Origin of the sequence: Pseudomonas sp. FEMGT703P (genome assembly GCF_002786345.1) — a bacterium.
GTDB lineage: Bacteria > Pseudomonadota > Gammaproteobacteria > Pseudomonadales > Pseudomonadaceae > Aquipseudomonas > Aquipseudomonas peli.
In genome coordinates this window covers 564,767-580,759 of the sequence record NZ_PGCM01000010.1, presented here as the reverse complement: position 1 = coordinate 580,759, position 15,993 = coordinate 564,767, and the positions used below count along the sequence as shown (strand labels likewise).

The following is a 15,993-nucleotide window of genomic DNA, read 5'->3' as shown; positions in this document are numbered from 1 at the left end:
TCTGCGGCCTGCAGCGGTGTACAAAGTTTACTACTAGCGTTCAAATCCCTATCTTCCCGCCATACAGAAAAGCCCCGTAATTCAATGAGTTACGGGGCTTTTTCTTGTCTTTTAGAAAGTGAAAAAACGCTTGGGGGCAAAGTTGGGGGCAAATGGGGGCAAAAACCTGTTCCCCCAAACCGCATACACCGCTCCATTCCTCCCCAAATCCCATCTGCTCAGACACATCACTGCCCATCCGTTTGGTGTCAGCCGGGATCAGCTTTGCATAGTGTTTCTTAATCATTGTGATGTCAGCGTGACCCAGCTGCTTCGCCAGCCACTCCAGGCTAACGTGGCTTGATAGGGCCTGACTCGCAAACGTATGGCGGCATTGATTGATGCCCCGGTGGTTCACCTTGGACTTGACCAGGTGCTCTTTGAACCACTCATCCAGGTGGTCAGGGCGCCACGCATTTCCCGTCGTCCAGTCCCTGAATAGAAAGGTGACACGCTCAGACTCGCTGGTGAGATTATCCCGCTGAGTAACCTCAATCGGCTGCGGCATGCAGGCAGCGGTATCCTCCAAGATGAGTTTCATCAACTCAGCTGCTGGTTTAATCAGCTCAGCAAAGCGCTCACGCTTTTCCTCTTTAGGAATGCGGTAGATTCCATCCACATAGGCGCGGCGGACATGGATCACCCCGTTATCGAGATCCACATCCTCGCGGGCCAACGCCATCAGCTCAGAGCGCGAGAGACCAATCCAGCAGTTCATGACCACCATCCGTGCTTCAAGCAGTCTCTTAGGGTCTGCATGCTGGATACGTGCGATTTCTGCACGCGTGAACGGGTCTGCCAGGCTTTTGTACTTCACCTCATGGTTGTGGATATCTAACATGTGATTTTTGGGGATATAGGCATTCGATGCGGCATCAGACCAGACGCCGCGCACAACGGTCAGTACGTCGTTAACCGTCTTCGGTGACAGCCCCTTGGAGCCGTTCTCGGGTTTCACCAAGTGGTTACGAAACAGTCTGAGATCTTGAATCGTCACTTGATTGATTGGCGTATCGCCAAAGTAGCCAGATAAGCGTCAGTACGGTAATCAGGGGCAACGCCGCAATAAGGCCCCCAAATTTGTCACTACGCTTCGCGATTTCCGAGACCACAACGACCACGATTGCTGTCAGGAAATATTTGCTGATAACCCAAGCCATCTTGCATCTCCTGAACGCTATTGTGGATGCCTTTTACTTAGAGGTACTTGGTAATTTGCTTGAAGTCTTCGAGTGATGCGCGCTCGCCTATCGCAAGTGCTTCGACCGTATGTTCCAGGCAGTGGTCGATATGGTCTTGGATAAGAACACGCTTGGCCTGGCAGACGGCTTTTTCCACGGCATGTAGCTGCTGAGCGATGTCGACGCAGGCCCGGCTGTCTTCGATCATGGTGACGATGCTGCGCAGGTGACCCTCCGCACGCTTCAACCTTTTGATGATGTCGCCATGACTTTGGTGCTGGTGGCCGTGTTCGTGATCGCTCATGCCTTGAGTCTCGTGCGTCGATGAATTACGCTCGCATGCTATCCCCCCTGGGGGGATATGGTCAAACCAACCACCCCTCCAGAAAACCACCCGCTTAGGCATCGAAAGAACCACAACATGCTCAGCAATCCCATCAGCACCAAGGTGATTTTTTCCCTTGCTCTCGCCATATTGATGGCTTGGGCTGGACATACCTCTGCGCTGTTTATGGGATCGAGCCAGCCTTCCTTGAGTGGCAATGACGGTGCTCATTCGCATGCGCATGGTGACGAGACGCTGGCCTGTGCTGCCTACGGGGATCACTGCCACTCGCCGCTGACCGCCGACCATCTGCATGAAACACCGCACCTGACCGCGCTGCTGAGCATCAGCACGCTGCCAGAACGTACGCAGCCGATACCAGCCCCTCGCTACTCCATTCCTCCAAGTCCGATCTTCCTGATCGAGCGGCCACCGCGCGCCACATTCGTGCTCTGACACAGGCCGCTGTGCGGCCCAAGACCCCTTTAATTTAGGACTCAACCATGCATTCGCTATCTATGGGCGCAATGGACGCATCTGTCGTGCGCCCGAATCGCTCGTTACTACTGTTGCTGCTGTTCACGGCATTGCTGTTTCTCGGCATGCCTGACGCTCTGGCCCACGCTGTCGCCGAGGGCGACAAGGGCTTTATCCAGGAAAGCTCCGGGGTGATGGTGCTGCCGTTCATCTACATGGGCGCAAAGCACATGATCACCGGCTACGACCACTTGCTGTTTCTCTTCGGGGTGATCTTCTTTCTCTACCGCCTGAAGGACGTGGGGCTCTACGTCACGCTGTTCGCCGTGGGTCACACCGTGACGCTGCTGTTGGGCGTACTGGCGGAAATCAACATCAGCTCCTATGTGATCGACGCCATCATCGGTTTCTCGGTGGTGTACAAGGCGCTGGATAACCTAGGCGCATTCCAGCGCTGGTTCGGCCACCAGCCGAACACCAAAGCGGCCACGCTGATATTTGGCTTGCTGCATGGCTTCGGTCTGGCGACCAAGATTCAGGAATACGAGATCTCGGCTGACGGCCTGATCACCAACCTGATCGCCTTCAATGTCGGCGTCGAAATCGGCCAGCTCCTGGCCCTGAGCGCCATCCTGATTGTCATGGGCTACTGGCGACGCACCGCCAGCTTCTGGCGCCATGCCTACACCGCCAACGTCGCCATGATGAGCGCCGGTTTCCTCTTGATGGGTTACCAGCTCACCGGCCTGATCGTCTCTCAGTAAGGAATTCTCAGCATGTTCAATACCAAGCTTCCAACTCAAAGCGAATTACCTACCAGCGGCCAGCTGCTGCGCTCCACTGTGATCGCGGTGTGCGTTGCCGCTGCCTTGCTCGTCACCGTAGTGATGCCTTCGGAGTACGCCATCGACCCGACGGGCGTTGGTCGCGTACTCGGCCTGACCCAGATGGGCGAAATGAAGAAAACCCTGGCCGAAGAAGCGGCAGCGGATGCAGCGGTTCAGCCAGCTGAGGCTCCAGTCGCTCAAGCTCCCGTGCCTGTTCAGCCGGTAGTTAAAGAGCCTGTTGTAGCAGCACCTGTGGCCGCCCTCGTAGCTGAGCCTGAGCCAGCACTGAAGTCGGATGAAGTGACCGTCACGCTGAAGCCGGGCGAGGCCAGTGAAATCAAGCTGGAGATGCTGGACAAGGCCACTGTCAGCTACGAGTGGACGACCAATGGCGTACCGGTCAACCACGACACCCATGGCGAGCCCTACAACGGCCCCAAGGGCTACTACCACAGCTACAGCAAGGCCAAGCAGATCACGGGGGATAAAGGTGAATTCACCGCTATTTTCGACGGCACCCACGGCTGGTTCTGGCGCAATCGCAGCAACAGCGACGTGACCATCACGCTAAAGACCAAGGGCGAGTACCTGAGCGTCAAGCGAGTTATCTAAGGCAAAAAGCCCCGGCGTCATCAGGCGCTGGGGCTTCTATATCCCTGATCGAAATTGAAAGGAATACATGATGAAAACCACAACTACCCTGAGCCGCTCCCTGCTGCTGGTTTGCCTGCTTGGCCTACTGTCGGCATGTAGCGGCGACGAGCCGGAAACCCAGTCTGAAGTCGAAAGCCACGGCCACTCTCACGACTAAGAACTGAAGTGCAGTGTTGTCACGTGCAAGGAGCCGTTACTTGTACGTGACTGACGCGGCTGCCGACGCAGAAGGCTAGCGAGATTGAGCAACTGTTGCCGCATCAGTGGATACCAGCCTGACCTGCGCAAGATGCCTTGCCCGTACGCTTACCACCAGTTGCTCCGCGAGCTTCAGAAAAAACTGGCTGCGCCGGACGTTTTTGGTGAAGCGCGCCTCAACATTGGCGGCTTACCGCCATAGCGTCCCGGTAGACGACGGTACCTTTTCTGCGAGCGCAGCCCTTCCAGGCGCATCAATTGATGCAACACGATGCTTGCCACACGCTTCTGGCAAACAGTTTCCTAGGTATTAAAGCGCTCCGTCAGGCCATGGAGATCTGACGCGGTTTTCTCTAACTCCTGCCCCCTGTCACTAGCCTTGGAGGCATTCTCCAAGCTCTCATCAGCAGCCTCAGCAATGTGGTTGATCTGTCGTGAAATATCTTCAGCAACGTGGGCTTGTTCTTCTGCGGCCGCAGCCATTTGCTGGCTCATGGCACTTATGCGCTCCATGGCTGACTTTATTCCTTCAAGGGCTTGCTGTGTTTCACTGACACGCTGGACGCCCTTCTCAGCGTCCTCATTACCTTTGCGGGCGATCTCTACTGCGTTTATTGCGCTATTGCGCAAGGTGCTAATGATCTTCTGAATAGACTCAGTGGACTCCCTTGTTTTTTGTGCCAAGGAGCGTACTTCGTCAGCAACAACAGCAAAACCACGGCCTTGCTCGCCGGCCCGTGCTGCCTCAATCGCAGCGTTTAGCGCGAGTAAATTAGTTTGATCCGCGATTGATTGGATCAAACTCGCGGCGGTATTGATGTAGTCCGTTTCGGTTGCAAGACTTTCGACTGCGCTAGTGACCTGATCCACTGTTACGGATAAGGCTTCAATAACTTTTAGCGTTGTGTCAGCTACTTCACTCCCTTGTGCCACCAGCCTAGAGGCGCTCTGTGCTTCCTCAGCTGTGAGCTGGATATTGGCGGCTACCTCGTTAATCGAGGCGGTCATTTCTGTCATGGCTGTTGCTGCCATATCGGCTTCAGCACGCTGTTCTGCCAACGCATGCCTGGTCTTGCTGGCAAGCGTTTGAGCATCCGCAGCACCCTGACTAGTCTGCTCGGCATAATCACCCAAGCGTGTAAGAACGGTTCGAATTCGTGCTGCTTCACTGATTAAAACCATACGCAGCTTGGCTGTAACGCCCTTATCTGTAGTGAATACTTTGGCGGCCAGTTCACTGTCGAAAGCATCCGGCACTTCACCCAAAGCAGCGTTGACGCGATTCTGCAAACGTCTTACTGCCATAAGGCCCGCAGCTAGAGCACTAAAAAGCGGAATGATGGCCATCCATAAGCTTGCGCCCATAGCGGTTATTAGAGCCGCACCGGCAAGGCCTATGGCAATAGGGGCAAAAAGTTGCCCAAGCAATGACCTAAAATGGTCTGCGGATGATGAGCTGAGCTTGCCTTCGTTGATGCTGTCGTACAGCGCGCTTGCCCTGTTTACGCGCTCAAGGCTCGGTTTCGTTCGAACCGATTCGTACCCGATCAACTTACCGCTCTCAGTGATCGGCGTAACGTAGGCTTCAACCCAGTAGTGATCACCGTTTTTACAGCGGTTCTTCACTATCCCCATCCAGCACTTTCCGGCCTTGAGGCATTGCCACATGTGCTCATAGACAGAGGGTGGCATGTCGGGGTGTCTGACGATGTTGTGTGGGCTGCCAATCAGTTCTGCCCGAGTAAAGCCACTTACCGCCTCAAACTCATCATTGCAGTAGAGGATTTTTCCCGACGCGTCTGTTGCTGAAATGAGTCGTTGCGACTGATCAAAGCTTCGCTCGCGGCCTGTTAGGGGGAGATTTTTACGCATTTACTAAAGCCTCTTCGTAGTGGCGCAATGATACCATTTGCGTGATGTAGCCACTGGCCGGCGCCGGAATGCGGTGCGGCCCCTCCTTTAATATTCGGCTGCGTCTTTTAAATAATGAGGCCGTATCCAAGTGATTGAATCGCAAACGTAGACGTCGGCCCAGAAGCCAGCAGGCACATTCTTACGTGCTGCTGACTCAGCCGGCTTCATATCAGCATGGTTTTCGAGCCCTCTACCAATTGCGGAAGCTTGTATGTAGAAAAGCAGAATCCGGGTTAAGACAGATTTTTATGGCTGAAGCCATGAATGAACGAAATGCTTCATGAGCTAGCCTGGCAAAGCTTTAGGTAAGCTACTTTTACCTACAATTGCGAGTCAGTGTGCGCTGTCAAATTGATACCGTTACGCTTCTTAACCGTCGGTTTACCTCGTTCTACGCAGTGGATGATTGAATGTTTATAGACCTTATCGAGAACATAACCCTGCTGATCGCACTGTGCTGGCTGCATGGGATGACCATGCGGTATCTGGACGGGTATGAGCGGCTGGGTAAAGTTTGCGCGGGCCTATTATTCGGCGCAGTTTGTATTGCCGGGATGAAAATCCCATTGGTGCTGACTGATGGGATAATTTTCGATGGCCGCACGGTAGTGCTGAGTATGGCCGCGTTCTTCGGCGGGCCACTGGTTGGCGCGATTGCAGGTTGCATGGCAGGTTTCTTTCGCCTTTGGCTAGGAGGTATAGGTGTTGTCCCTGGGCTGCTCAATATATTGATGCCGGTGCTAATGGGGCTGGCATTTAGTCACATACATCGGCGGGGATGGGTACCCTTTAATATTGGCTCACTGCTGGTATTTGGAGTTGTGCTTCAAGGCTTGCAGGTGTTGAACCTGGCGCTACTACCAGTCGACCATTTTGCCTTGTTCCTTAAGCATGCACTGTTGCCCCTTGTTGCCGTGCTGATACCCGCAACGCTGCTCCTAGGTCTGTTGTTAAGGGATGTTCAGCTACAGAGACAAGCCCGCGAGGCTTTGCGGCAGAGCGAGGCATATTTGCGTGCGATTACTGAAGCAGTACCTGATTTATCACTGGTGCTCGATGAGGATGGGCGCTACCTGAAAATCAAGACACCAGACAATGACCTGCTTTTTACTGGGGCTGCGGAGTTACTTGGAAAGCGTCTGCAAGATGTACTGCCGGCAAGCCAGGCAGATTTATTCCTTAAATTTATAAGCCGTACTCTGGCCAGTGACCGCCCACAAACCATCGAATATGGTATGCAAACCCAGGTTGGTCATCGCACCTTCGAAGCGCGTGCGCGTCGCTTAGATACGCTTATTCAGGGCCGTCGTGCAGTGGTGCTTATGGCTCGGGATATAACTGACCGGATTGCTTATGATCTGGATCGAAGGGTTGCTGCTATCGCCTTCGAGTCCCAGCAAGGCATGATAATAACCGATGCTCAAACTAGGATTATCAAAGTCAATAAAGCGTTCTCGCGTATCACCGGTTATACCGAAACTGAAGTTATAGGACAGCCAACCCGCATGCTTGGCTCTGGCCATCAAGCCCCTGAGTTCTACCAAGAGCTTTGGAAAACGCTCACTGAAAACGGCTTCTGGGAGGGTGAGATCTGGAATCGCCGTAAAAACAATGAAGTGTTCCCTGAGTGGCTAACAATTAGCGCCGTACGAGATGAGCAGGGCCAGGTCATTAACTACGTGGCTTCCCTCACCGACATCACTGAGCGCAAAAGTGCCGAGCAGAAAATTCAGCATCTGGCCTTCTATGATCCACTGACTAATTTGCCCAATAGGCGCTTGCTGCGTGACCGTCTCCAACAGGCGATGGCCTTGTGCGGCCGGAAAGGCATGTATGGCGCACTAATTTTTCTTGATCTGGATGACTTCAAAAACGTCAACGACCTTTATGGTCATCAAGTCGGCGACGAGCTGCTATGCCAGGTGGCCAAGCGCCTTACTGAAACGCTTCGAGAACAGGACACCGTGGCACGTCTTGGTGGGGATGAGTTTGTAATCCTGTTGGAGGGTTTGGAGTCCTGTGCCGAGGAGGCAGGCACCCAGGTTGAGCACATAGGTATCAAGTTATTGCAGGCGTTGCGTGAGCCTTATTTAGTCAGCGGTCATCGGTTCAACAATAGCGCCAGCTTGGGTATTGTGATGTTCAATGATGCTCACCACTCGGTAGATGAGTTGATGCAGCATGCGGACTTATCCATGTACAGCTCAAAAGCACTGGGCAAGAACGCACTCAGTTTCTACGACCCGCAGATGCAGGCTGTGGTGAGCAAGCGCCTGCAACTCGAAGAAGATATTCGTCGCGGCCTAGCCGAAGAAGAGTTTGTCATTTACTTGCAGCCACAGGCTGGGGTGAATGGGCACCTCGAAGGTGCAGAGGCCCTTGTGCGATGGCAGCATCCCCAGCATGGCGTTTTGGGGCCCGGCGTATTCATCGAGATCGCTGAACGCAGCGACCTTATTGAGGTGATGGATCTTGCAACCCTGCGCCAGGGCTGCGAGCTCCTTGCCCGCTGGGCAAACCAGCCGCAGCGAGCTGCTTTGAGCTTGTCAGTTAACATTAGCTCCAGACTGCTTTACAGGGATGACTTTATCGATCTGATTAAGCATTTGTTGGATGAAACCCAGGCCAACCCACAGCGCCTAAAGCTCGAAATAACTGAGTCACTGTTGCTCACTGACAAGGACAAGGCAGTGATGCGCATGCAGTCACTACGTGAGATGGGTATTCGCTTTTCCATCGACGATTTCGGTACCGGTTATTCGTCCATGGCTTACCTTCAACAGTTGCCGCTCGATCAGTTGAAGATCGACCAGTCATTTGTGCGTGACTTACCTGAAAACACGAGCGGTCTGGCTATAGTTCGCGCCATCTTGGCTATGGCGCATAGTCTTAATCTCGAAGTCATTGCTGAGGGCGTAGAGACCTTGGCTCAGCGTGATGCCCTGAGCGATAGCGGATGTAAGCACTTTCAAGGTTATCTGTTTGGCAAGCCGGTTGCTGTGGCGGACTTCGAGGTCACGTCTCTCTCAGCTCTGGAGGTCAGCACTTCAAACACGCTGACATAGCTGCAAAAATCACTTCGTTCACGTTGTCGAATCTTTGGGTTGGTCGTCCCCATCGATTGGTAAATCAACACCCGTATTTTTGGATTCAACGGCCGAAGAGCATGGACCTGGTCCTCTAATTCTTGCAGGGTCTCCAGGTCCAGTTGGCTGCAAGCGTGAGGAGAAATGACTATGTCCGCAACGGACATTGCACTGATCAGCTCAGGGCTGTTTCTACCGGGCACATCGACGATTACAACCTGGTTTTGGCGGCTTAAAACCTTCAGCGCGTCAACTAGGTTTCCTCGTCGCTGTGCGACATGAACAAATGGTGAGTGTTGTTTTTGCTGTCTTACTGAGCCCCAATAAAGAGCTGACCCCTGCGGGTCCGCATCAACGAGCACCGCCTTGTTCATCCGGATTGCAAATGCTACGGCCAGGTTGGTGGCAAGCGTTGTTTTGCCAACGCCGCCTTTGTTGCTACCAATGACGATGATCAAATGCTGATCTCCTATGAGCTGTGATGTATGAGGTCATAGGCATCGTGTCAGGGCTTTTGAAAATGCAACTGTTGCTACAGCGACTAGGCATTTTTGGATCCGGCACGGCTTATCCAATTACCCTTAAGCCGAGGTTTCCAGTCTCGAGCTTTTCCCAGCCGCACCAAAATCACTTGCAGGGTCAGCCAATACCTATACCGAGTTTCTTGAGATGAGTTTTTGAGATGGATATCGAGGAACCAGTGGATGTGCTTGAGTCGCCATTGTTCGGGGTGATGGCGTTGCCAGCGATCGGCAATAGCCTGTTGAATGCAGGTGGTCTGCATGATGTGACGAATTTTGGTGTGAGCGGACCCTCTGAGCACTCCGCCAAGAAATGCTTTCATACAGATGCTCATTACGAGTGCTTACCCAGATAGGCGTTGGTGACCACCAGCCATCGGCGGGGGTGCTTCAGGATTTTGACTGTGCTTTCTAATATCAGCCTCCACAACCCTGCCAATTACATTGGCTCCAGCTGGGCCGCCAAGAGCCCACCAGTGCAGCGATTTCAGGGGCTTCTAGACATCGTGCTTGCTATAGCACCGCCGTTAAATAGGTGCATTAAGAAGGAATATCATATTGCAAACAATTGAGAGCTATTGCGCAACACAGCGGGGGATGCTGGATGCCGCCGATGAAATCCTCAGGAATGAGGTTAAAGACCTTCGGGATGGTCTCTGGAAAGAGGCTGCTGATCGCAAGATTACCCTGTACCGTACATTTGCTGTTCGTGAAGCACCCAATCGTCTTCGTGTCGACTGGCAGAAAATGAAGCACTACACAGCGAATGGTGTCGCTTGTGTGGCCTTCGAGCGCCTCACGCTGAACAATTCCTCCAAGAATCGCAAAAGCTACAAGCAGAGCACTACCGCGTTCGGAAGGGTCGATTCCTTTCATAGTTTAGTTCTGACCCGGCTCGATCCGCTGCTGATGATTATCCGAGAAAAAGCTGATTTGATCGGCGATGCTCGGGTGATCATTACCAAGCTGGAATACCTTGCTAAGGCGACCTAGATGGAGGTGGTTGATTCCCCGATCTAAGCGGGGCTGCATATTTTCAAGTGGGGGTAGAGTTGAGCTATCACCACTTGGAGCAACTCCATGAACGAATAGCAAGTCACCCACCTCATGAGCAACGAAGAGCTGGATACCTGGGCCGACATGTTCGCGCAGGCCAAAGTCGCTGAGATACTCGACATCCCTTTCTCGAAGTTCCTCGAAGTGCCGTTCTTACTATCCTGCCGACCTGCTAAAGATCTACATCTACGGTTACCTCAACCGCATCCAGTCCAGTCGTCGTCTCGAACGCGAGGCTCAGTGCAACGTTGAGTTGATGTGGCTGACCGGACGTTTGATGCCGGACTTCAATACCATCGCTAGCTTCCGCAAGGATAACGGCAAGGCAATCTGCGGTGTCTGTCGGCAGTTCGTGGTGCTGTGCCAGCAGCTTGGCTTGTTCTCGGAAGCGCTTGTTGCCATTGATGGAAGCAAGTTCAAGGCGATGGCTTCACGAGCCTGCTTCGCCATTGAACAGAGTTGGTCACGGTCGGAACCGCTGTTGGTGACCTCGTGAGCAACTATTAAATGGTGCTACGTATCGACAGCCGTCTGAACGTTGTAGCCGACGATACCGCTGCCGCGCGTCATCAACGAACGGGCATCCGGGCCGGTCAGCGAAACCTGTTTGTCAGGGGATCGTTGAGTTGAGTTTCGATCCCCTGAAGCTCTTTCATCTCCGTTTTGAGCTTGGCGATTTTATCTTCCAGGCTGGCAGTATCTGGCGCGGAGGCGCTAGGAATCTTTCGATCAGCCGCATCGAGTGCAGCCAAATAACGGCTGATGCTCGCCTCGATTTCGTCCATGCGCCGCTTCAGTTTGGCGCTGGTGAAATTGCGGTCACGGTTGTTCACTGCCTTGAATTTTCTGCCGTCGATGGCAACCAAGTTTCGCCAAACAACCCCAACTGCCGACAGAGCAAAACGAACTGGCGGCAGACGCCGCGAATGGCCTTGCTGTTGTCTTTTCGGAAGTTGGCGATGGTCTTGAAATCGCGTATCAAACGCCCGGTTAGCCACATGACTTCGACGTTGCGCTGGGCTTCTCGCTCAAGACGTCGGCTCGATTGAATACGGTTGAGGTAACCTTAAATGTAGATCTTCAGCAGGATCGCAGGGTGGTAGGCAGGTCTGCCGGTTTCGGCTGGAATGACGCCATCAAAACCTAGCTTGACCAAGTCGAGTTCATCGACGAAAACGTCAACCACCCGAACTGGATTGGTATCGCTGACGTAGTCGTCGAGGCTTTCGCATAGGCCGGGGATGTCTACCGGATCGGGGGTAGTCCACATTGCAAAGGTTTCGCCATACTCGGCGCTTGACTGATCTTTGGTGATGGGGCATTCGAGTATGCCAGGCGGAGGTGCGACTTTCCGTTCTCGGGCCTATCCACCTTGTGAAACGCTGAGCTCAGGTGCATAAACGGGCAGCTGAGGAATTGACTGAACGTGACCTCTGTAACTCCGCCAATTTTTGCTTGGTAGAAAATGTCTGCCCAAGTGTCGAGCTCCTCGTCACTCAAACCGTCAGCTGTATTCATCGTTTCTACCTCTTGTATTCAGGTGGAAAAAGCCAAATCGCATTATCCAGGTGGTTCAAGCGCCTTTAGGGCAACACCGATTGCGCATTTTTAAATAAAAGTGTCGGTGCCCAATGACGTGTTGGTGAAATCGCTTTCGCAATGAAAATCACTCATCCCGTAGAGGTTTCCCGCTACGTCCAGAAGCCCATCCATCATAGGCAACCCGCTTGCGGGATTGATGCCTGGTAGCGAGTCGAAGGCAAACACGTTTTCGCAGTAGTTATGGGTGAGCAGGCCGGTGATAGGCATTTCATCGGTTAGCCAGAAGTCGTCGATCGGCTTTAGATCGTCTGCTGTCGCGATGGGGCCAAAGTCCAGCGAGTCATGGACGATGACCATCTCGCCCAATCGCGGATAAACCCTGGTCTGGTAGACAGGATTGAATTTTGGGCGGAGCAGGGATTTGGTGAGTGTGGCGATCAGAGTATTCAGCATGACTTACACCTCGACTGGAAGGCCCACTTGCGTGGGTAGCCAGATTGGTCTGGCAGTTCCAGTTTCCATTCATTCTGAAAACTGCAAGTCGAGGTCGAGAGGTAGGCTGAGGGTCCGAAATACAGCTTTGCTGCTGGGGGGGAGGGGTGATCCCTCGAGATAATCAAAAGGGGTAGTAAGTAACCAAATCCGATACCAATTTTGATACCAAACAGTGAGTTTTACTGGGTACTCAAGTGGCTGAAAGCCGCATGTTTCCTACACATAGGTACTCACCCAAACACACAATTTCTCGCATGGTGATGTTGGCGGTGGAGATCACGAATCTTGGTCCAGATAAACGGGCGCACGGGCGCGAAAGGGGCGCGAAAGGGGCGCGATTGTAGCGGTTTACGGCCGCAAAAGGCAGCGGATGGACAGGCGGAGTGTCTGTTCGACGCGGTTATCTGCTGCGATTGCCCTTGAGCGCGACGAGTATCAGCCACTCATGCGTACACTTTGTGAACGTCGACGGCTGGCAGCACGTTAGTCAGTGCAGTGGGTCGCGCGCGTTGCCAGGCGATGGACCCACGGAACCATTAATAACGCCACACCGGCAACGGCTGCCGCGACATAGCCGACATGTGCTATGCCAGCGGTTTGGATGGTTAGGCCGCCGACCACCGCACCGATCCCTATCCCGGCGTTGGCCGCGGACACGTTGGTTGTGCCTGCCAGCGCCTGAGAATGCGCCACCGAGTTCATGACTCGGACCTGGCAAATCGGGTACAGCGCCGTGTTGGCAATGCCCCACAGCGCGAGCGCGATACACACGAGTACGCCTGCTCCTGCAAGAGGCGTCACTGCTGCCATTCCCAGTGCAAGCAGTGCCACAAACAAAGCCGTGGCGTTGAGTGGCGAGTGATCCACCGCTTTGCCGCCCATCCAATTGCCAATCAAGCCGACGGCGCCAAACCCCATCATCCACCACCCGACATCTGCCGGAGCCACACCAGCCAGGCGTTCCAGCATGTCGGCCAGGTAGGTGTACGCAACGAACATGGCGCTGAAGATAATGATCGACAGTGCGACATTGGCCAGAAACAACGGCTCCTTGAAAATGCGTGCCTGTTTCAGGAAGTCAACTCGCTCGCTACGCGCGACAGTAGGCATGAAGATCAGTACAGCCACCGCCATCAGCAGTGACAACCCAGCCAGCAGCGCAAAGGCGCCTCGCCAGCCAATCCCATTAGCCGCCAGCGTCCCCAATGGAATACCCAACAGCAGCGCAGCGGTAATGCCCAGGTAGACCCGGGCAATGGCCTGGCCTGCTTTGGCTGGGCCGGCCAGCTGGGCTGCCGTTTCACTGGCCGTGCCCCAAAAGACCGGCAGCATCAGCGCAGGGATAAAACGTGCGAGAGCCAGCACCCAGATGTTCGAAGACAGTGCCGCCAGAGCATTGGCGAATGCGAAGACCAGCAAGATCGCGATGAACAGCTTTTTTCTGTCCAGGTGGGCGAGGGCGGCGGTAAGGAGTGGGCCGAAGAGCATGACTGTAAAGGCGAACAGCGTGACCAGCTGGCCGGCTGCGGCAATTGAAACGCCGAGGTCACGGGCCAGGGCGGGCAGTAGGCCGATAATCAGAAACTCAGTGGTTACGATCAAAAAAGCCGAGATGGCCAGGATGATAATGCTGAGTGCAGAGCCTGCCGCAGCCATAACCTGGGGGCGGGGTGAATCGATAGCACGCATAACGACGCTCTTGGTTAGGGAGGGCGTTATGGTATTGATTCTTTAGTGGTCTATTTGTGGCGTTTTTTCTAGTAATTACTGATTTGAATTCACTTATCTGGTGGTGTCGGCAATGTGTGGCCACCTGGGGATAAACACTTGGCTAAGACCTCTAACAGTGCGTTTACCTTGGGCAGTGTTTCGCGCTTTTTCAGCCAGACCAAGTTCATCGGCAGGCCATCACTGGACAGCTGCGGCAGCACTTCAACCAAGGCACCGCTATCTAAATGCGTTTGCACCAGCCACGTGGGCAATTGCGCAATGCCATAGCCTGCCAGCACAGCCAGTACTTCACCCTCGCCATCTCCCACGGCGATGCGTGCCGGCATGATTAGACGCTTCTTGTCGCCGGGCTGTGGGCCTTCTCGATACCAAGGGCTAACCAGGCCATTACTGAGGCCGTAGAGCACGCAGTCATGCTCTTCAAGCGCGGCTTCAGTGGTCGGCATGCCACGCCTGGACAGGTATTCGGGGGCGGCGCAGTAGATCAACCGCTCAGCACCCAGGTAGCGGTGGCCCAAGGTCGTCGGCCACACGTCTGAACCGCCGATGCGCACCAGCAGGTCGATGCCCTGATCAGCCGGTTCAACAAAGCTGTCGGTAAAGGAAATATGCGGCGTCAACAGTGGATATTGCTTCACGAAGTGCAGGATGACCGGCAGCACGTGCAAGCGTCCATAGGATGCCGGCAGATCGATGCGGATACTTCCGCGCGGTTCGAGGAACTCGGCATGCAGAGCCAGCTCCGATTCTTCAAGGTCTGAGAGCACGCGGGTGCAGGTTCTGTAGAAGGCTGTACCTGCGTCAGTCAGTGCCAATCGGCGCGTGGTGCGCTCAAACAGGCGTATATCGAGGCGACTTTCCAGCCGTGCAATGCCTTTACTCACCGCCGAGCTGGTCAGGCTCAGGCGCTCTGCCGCCGCAGTAAAGCTGCCCAGTTCGGCGACGCAGACGAAAACATCGATGCCTTTCAAACGCTCAGAGGAGAACACGTGGCGGCCTTATATCGCAGTTGAATGCTGAGCAGGTTAACTCAGCTGATCAGTGAAGACTGCTGGCAGCTTTCTGACATGACCTGTCAGCTTGCTCCGCCAAGCCATCGTCGTTGCTCTCTCTGCGCCGGGCATCCGAGCCGCGCACAGAGCCTACGGTAGTCATCCGTCCGCTGTTGGCGAGTCAAGCTGCAGTGCTAGCTTCAGGCGTTTGGGTAGTTTTCCGACCACCAGCTGATGGGAGCGCGTTAGCAGGGCTTGCAGTTCGCTATCGCTTAGCGGGTAGGGTGTGGCCATGCTTATCCAGCGGGCGCGGGCCAGATAAGGAGCAGGGCGGATGCCGGGGCGGTCGCAATAGCCAAGGAAGAGATCGTCATCCACCTTAAAGGCTAGGCCGTCATGGCTGCCCAAGTGAAACAGGGCGAACATCTTGCTCTCCGCCACTGAGAATACCCGCACGCCGCCCCATTTAATGTCCTCACGGACACCCGGCAGGTTCAGGCAAAAAGCAGCAACGTGTTCGGGCGTCATAGCAGATCACTCGCGGTAGAAAACCTGCACCAGATGGTAGCCAAACTGGCTTTTCACCGGACCGTGCACTTCACGTACCGGCTTTTTGAAAATGACTTGATCAATAGCGCGCACCATCTGCCCAGGGCGCACTTCACCCAGATCGCCGCCTTTCTTGCCGGAGGGGCAGGTTGAGTACTTGCGTGCCAGCACATCGAAGGCTTCACCAGCGGCGATGCGTTTTTTCAGCGCAGCGGCTTCTGCTTCGGTTTTCACCAGAATGTGGCGGGCCATTGCCTTAGCCATGACGGGCTCCTCGGAATTCAATCAACCTATTGTGCCAGTATTCTCAACCGCTTAGCGCCTGAACCAGGCACGCTCCGATTTTCTCAGGAGCGATGCGAAAACTTGGCCTAACGTAATACATCCAACTCACGGGATAGCTCGT

At 54.3% G+C, this 15,993-nt stretch carries 17 protein-coding genes and 3 pseudogenes; 7 read left to right on the top strand and 13 right to left on the bottom strand.

Features of this window, described 5'->3' with window-relative positions; genetic code table 11:
• Positions 1-40: 40 nt before the first annotated feature.
• From CUR33_RS16250 to mreA, 3 genes are read right to left on the bottom strand one after another with little or no spacing between them, the layout of a single operon-like run.
• A complete protein-coding gene (locus CUR33_RS16250) occupies positions 41-997 on the bottom strand; it encodes a tyrosine-type recombinase/integrase (RefSeq protein ID WP_289240315.1) in 957 nt (318 codons plus the stop codon).
• A gap of 7 nt (positions 998-1,004) precedes the next feature.
• On the bottom strand, positions 1,005-1,199 hold the full coding sequence (locus CUR33_RS16245; protein ID WP_289240384.1) for a DUF3147 family protein: 195 nt from the start codon (positions 1,197-1,199) through the stop codon (positions 1,005-1,007).
• Positions 1,200-1,236: 37 nt separating this feature from the next.
• Complete coding sequence (gene mreA / locus CUR33_RS16240; protein ID WP_045733414.1) at positions 1,237-1,524, bottom strand: metal-sensing transcriptional repressor MreA; 288 nt, start codon at positions 1,522-1,524, stop codon at positions 1,237-1,239.
• A gap of 117 nt (positions 1,525-1,641) precedes the next feature.
• Between mreA and CUR33_RS16235 the strand changes: the two genes are divergently transcribed.
• The 4 genes from CUR33_RS16235 (at position 1,642) to CUR33_RS16220 (ending at position 3,660) form a co-directional block, all read left to right on the top strand.
• Positions 1,642-2,001: a hypothetical protein gene (locus tag CUR33_RS16235; RefSeq protein WP_289240314.1), complete on the top strand. Its 360-nt coding sequence runs from the start codon at positions 1,642-1,644 to the stop codon at positions 1,999-2,001.
• Between the two features lie 47 nt (positions 2,002-2,048).
• Positions 2,049-2,786 (top strand): HupE/UreJ family protein, encoded by a 738-nt coding sequence (locus tag CUR33_RS16230; protein WP_121369466.1) that lies wholly within the window; start codon positions 2,049-2,051, stop codon positions 2,784-2,786.
• 12 nt (positions 2,787-2,798) lie between these two features.
• On the top strand, positions 2,799-3,461 hold the full coding sequence (locus CUR33_RS16225) for a transmembrane anchor protein (RefSeq protein ID WP_289240313.1): 663 nt from the start codon (positions 2,799-2,801) through the stop codon (positions 3,459-3,461).
• Positions 3,462-3,531: 70 nt separating this feature from the next.
• Positions 3,532-3,660: a hypothetical protein gene (locus CUR33_RS16220; protein ID WP_289240312.1), complete on the top strand. Its 129-nt coding sequence runs from the start codon at positions 3,532-3,534 to the stop codon at positions 3,658-3,660.
• A 203-nt stretch (positions 3,661-3,863) separates the two neighbouring features.
• Here CUR33_RS16220 and CUR33_RS16215 read toward each other — a convergent pair.
• Both CUR33_RS16215 and CUR33_RS16210 read right to left on the bottom strand, forming a co-directional pair.
• Positions 3,864-3,996 (bottom strand): annotated as a pseudogene (locus CUR33_RS16215) (IS3 family transposase); the annotation flags it as partial.
• Positions 3,997-4,004: 8 nt separating this feature from the next.
• Positions 4,005-5,573 (bottom strand): methyl-accepting chemotaxis protein, encoded by a 1,569-nt coding sequence (locus CUR33_RS16210; protein ID WP_289240311.1) that lies wholly within the window; start codon positions 5,571-5,573, stop codon positions 4,005-4,007.
• Between the two features lie 452 nt (positions 5,574-6,025).
• Between CUR33_RS16210 and CUR33_RS16205 the strand changes: the two genes are divergently transcribed.
• The gene (locus tag CUR33_RS16205; RefSeq protein WP_289240310.1) at positions 6,026-8,680 is read left to right on the top strand and encodes an EAL domain-containing protein; all 2,655 of its coding nucleotides are present in this window, start codon (positions 6,026-6,028) and stop codon (positions 8,678-8,680) included.
• Here CUR33_RS16205 and CUR33_RS16200 read toward each other — a convergent pair.
• Complete coding sequence (locus CUR33_RS16200) at positions 8,590-9,159, bottom strand: ParA family protein (protein WP_289240309.1); 570 nt, start codon at positions 9,157-9,159, stop codon at positions 8,590-8,592. The two genes, CUR33_RS16205 and CUR33_RS16200, sit on opposite strands and share 91 nt — an antisense overlap.
• 83 nt (positions 9,160-9,242) lie before the next feature.
• Positions 9,243-9,545: a hypothetical protein gene (locus CUR33_RS16195; protein ID WP_289240308.1), complete on the bottom strand. Its 303-nt coding sequence runs from the start codon at positions 9,543-9,545 to the stop codon at positions 9,243-9,245.
• Positions 9,546-9,780: 235 nt separating this feature from the next.
• Here CUR33_RS16195 and CUR33_RS16190 point away from each other — a divergent pair, with 235 nt between their 5' ends.
• Together CUR33_RS16190 and CUR33_RS16185 are read left to right on the top strand one after the other, a co-directional pair.
• Positions 9,781-10,215, top strand: coding sequence for a hypothetical protein (locus CUR33_RS16190; RefSeq protein WP_143003826.1), 435 nt, complete (start codon positions 9,781-9,783; stop codon positions 10,213-10,215).
• A gap of 217 nt (positions 10,216-10,432) precedes the next feature.
• Positions 10,433-10,714: pseudogene (locus CUR33_RS16185) on the top strand (transposase); the annotation flags it as partial.
• On the opposite strand, the pseudogene CUR33_RS16180 reads toward CUR33_RS16185, so the two are convergent.
• The 6 genes and pseudogenes from CUR33_RS16180 to CUR33_RS16155 all read right to left on the bottom strand — a co-directional run.
• Positions 10,675-11,548 (bottom strand): annotated as a pseudogene (locus CUR33_RS16180) (transposase); the annotation flags it as partial. The pseudogenes CUR33_RS16185 and CUR33_RS16180 sit on opposite strands and share 40 nt — an antisense overlap.
• Before the next feature lie 338 nt (positions 11,549-11,886).
• Positions 11,887-12,273, bottom strand: a complete 387-nt coding sequence (locus CUR33_RS16175) for a hypothetical protein (RefSeq protein ID WP_090253889.1) — start codon at positions 12,271-12,273, stop codon at positions 11,887-11,889.
• A 525-nt stretch (positions 12,274-12,798) separates the two neighbouring features.
• A complete protein-coding gene (locus CUR33_RS16170; RefSeq protein WP_289240307.1) occupies positions 12,799-14,004 on the bottom strand; it encodes an MFS transporter in 1,206 nt (401 codons plus the stop codon).
• 89 nt (positions 14,005-14,093) lie between these two features.
• Positions 14,094-15,035 carry a LysR family transcriptional regulator gene (locus CUR33_RS16165; protein ID WP_289240306.1) on the bottom strand — a complete coding sequence of 314 codons (942 nt, stop codon included), beginning with the start codon at positions 15,033-15,035 and terminating at the stop codon, positions 14,094-14,096.
• Positions 15,036-15,197: 162 nt separating this feature from the next.
• Positions 15,198-15,566: an MmcQ/YjbR family DNA-binding protein gene (locus CUR33_RS16160; protein ID WP_289240305.1), complete on the bottom strand. Its 369-nt coding sequence runs from the start codon at positions 15,564-15,566 to the stop codon at positions 15,198-15,200.
• Positions 15,567-15,572: 6 nt separating this feature from the next.
• Positions 15,573-15,851 carry a peptidylprolyl isomerase gene (locus CUR33_RS16155; RefSeq protein ID WP_090253882.1) on the bottom strand — a complete coding sequence of 93 codons (279 nt, stop codon included), beginning with the start codon at positions 15,849-15,851 and terminating at the stop codon, positions 15,573-15,575.
• Positions 15,852-15,993 lie beyond the last annotated feature (142 nt).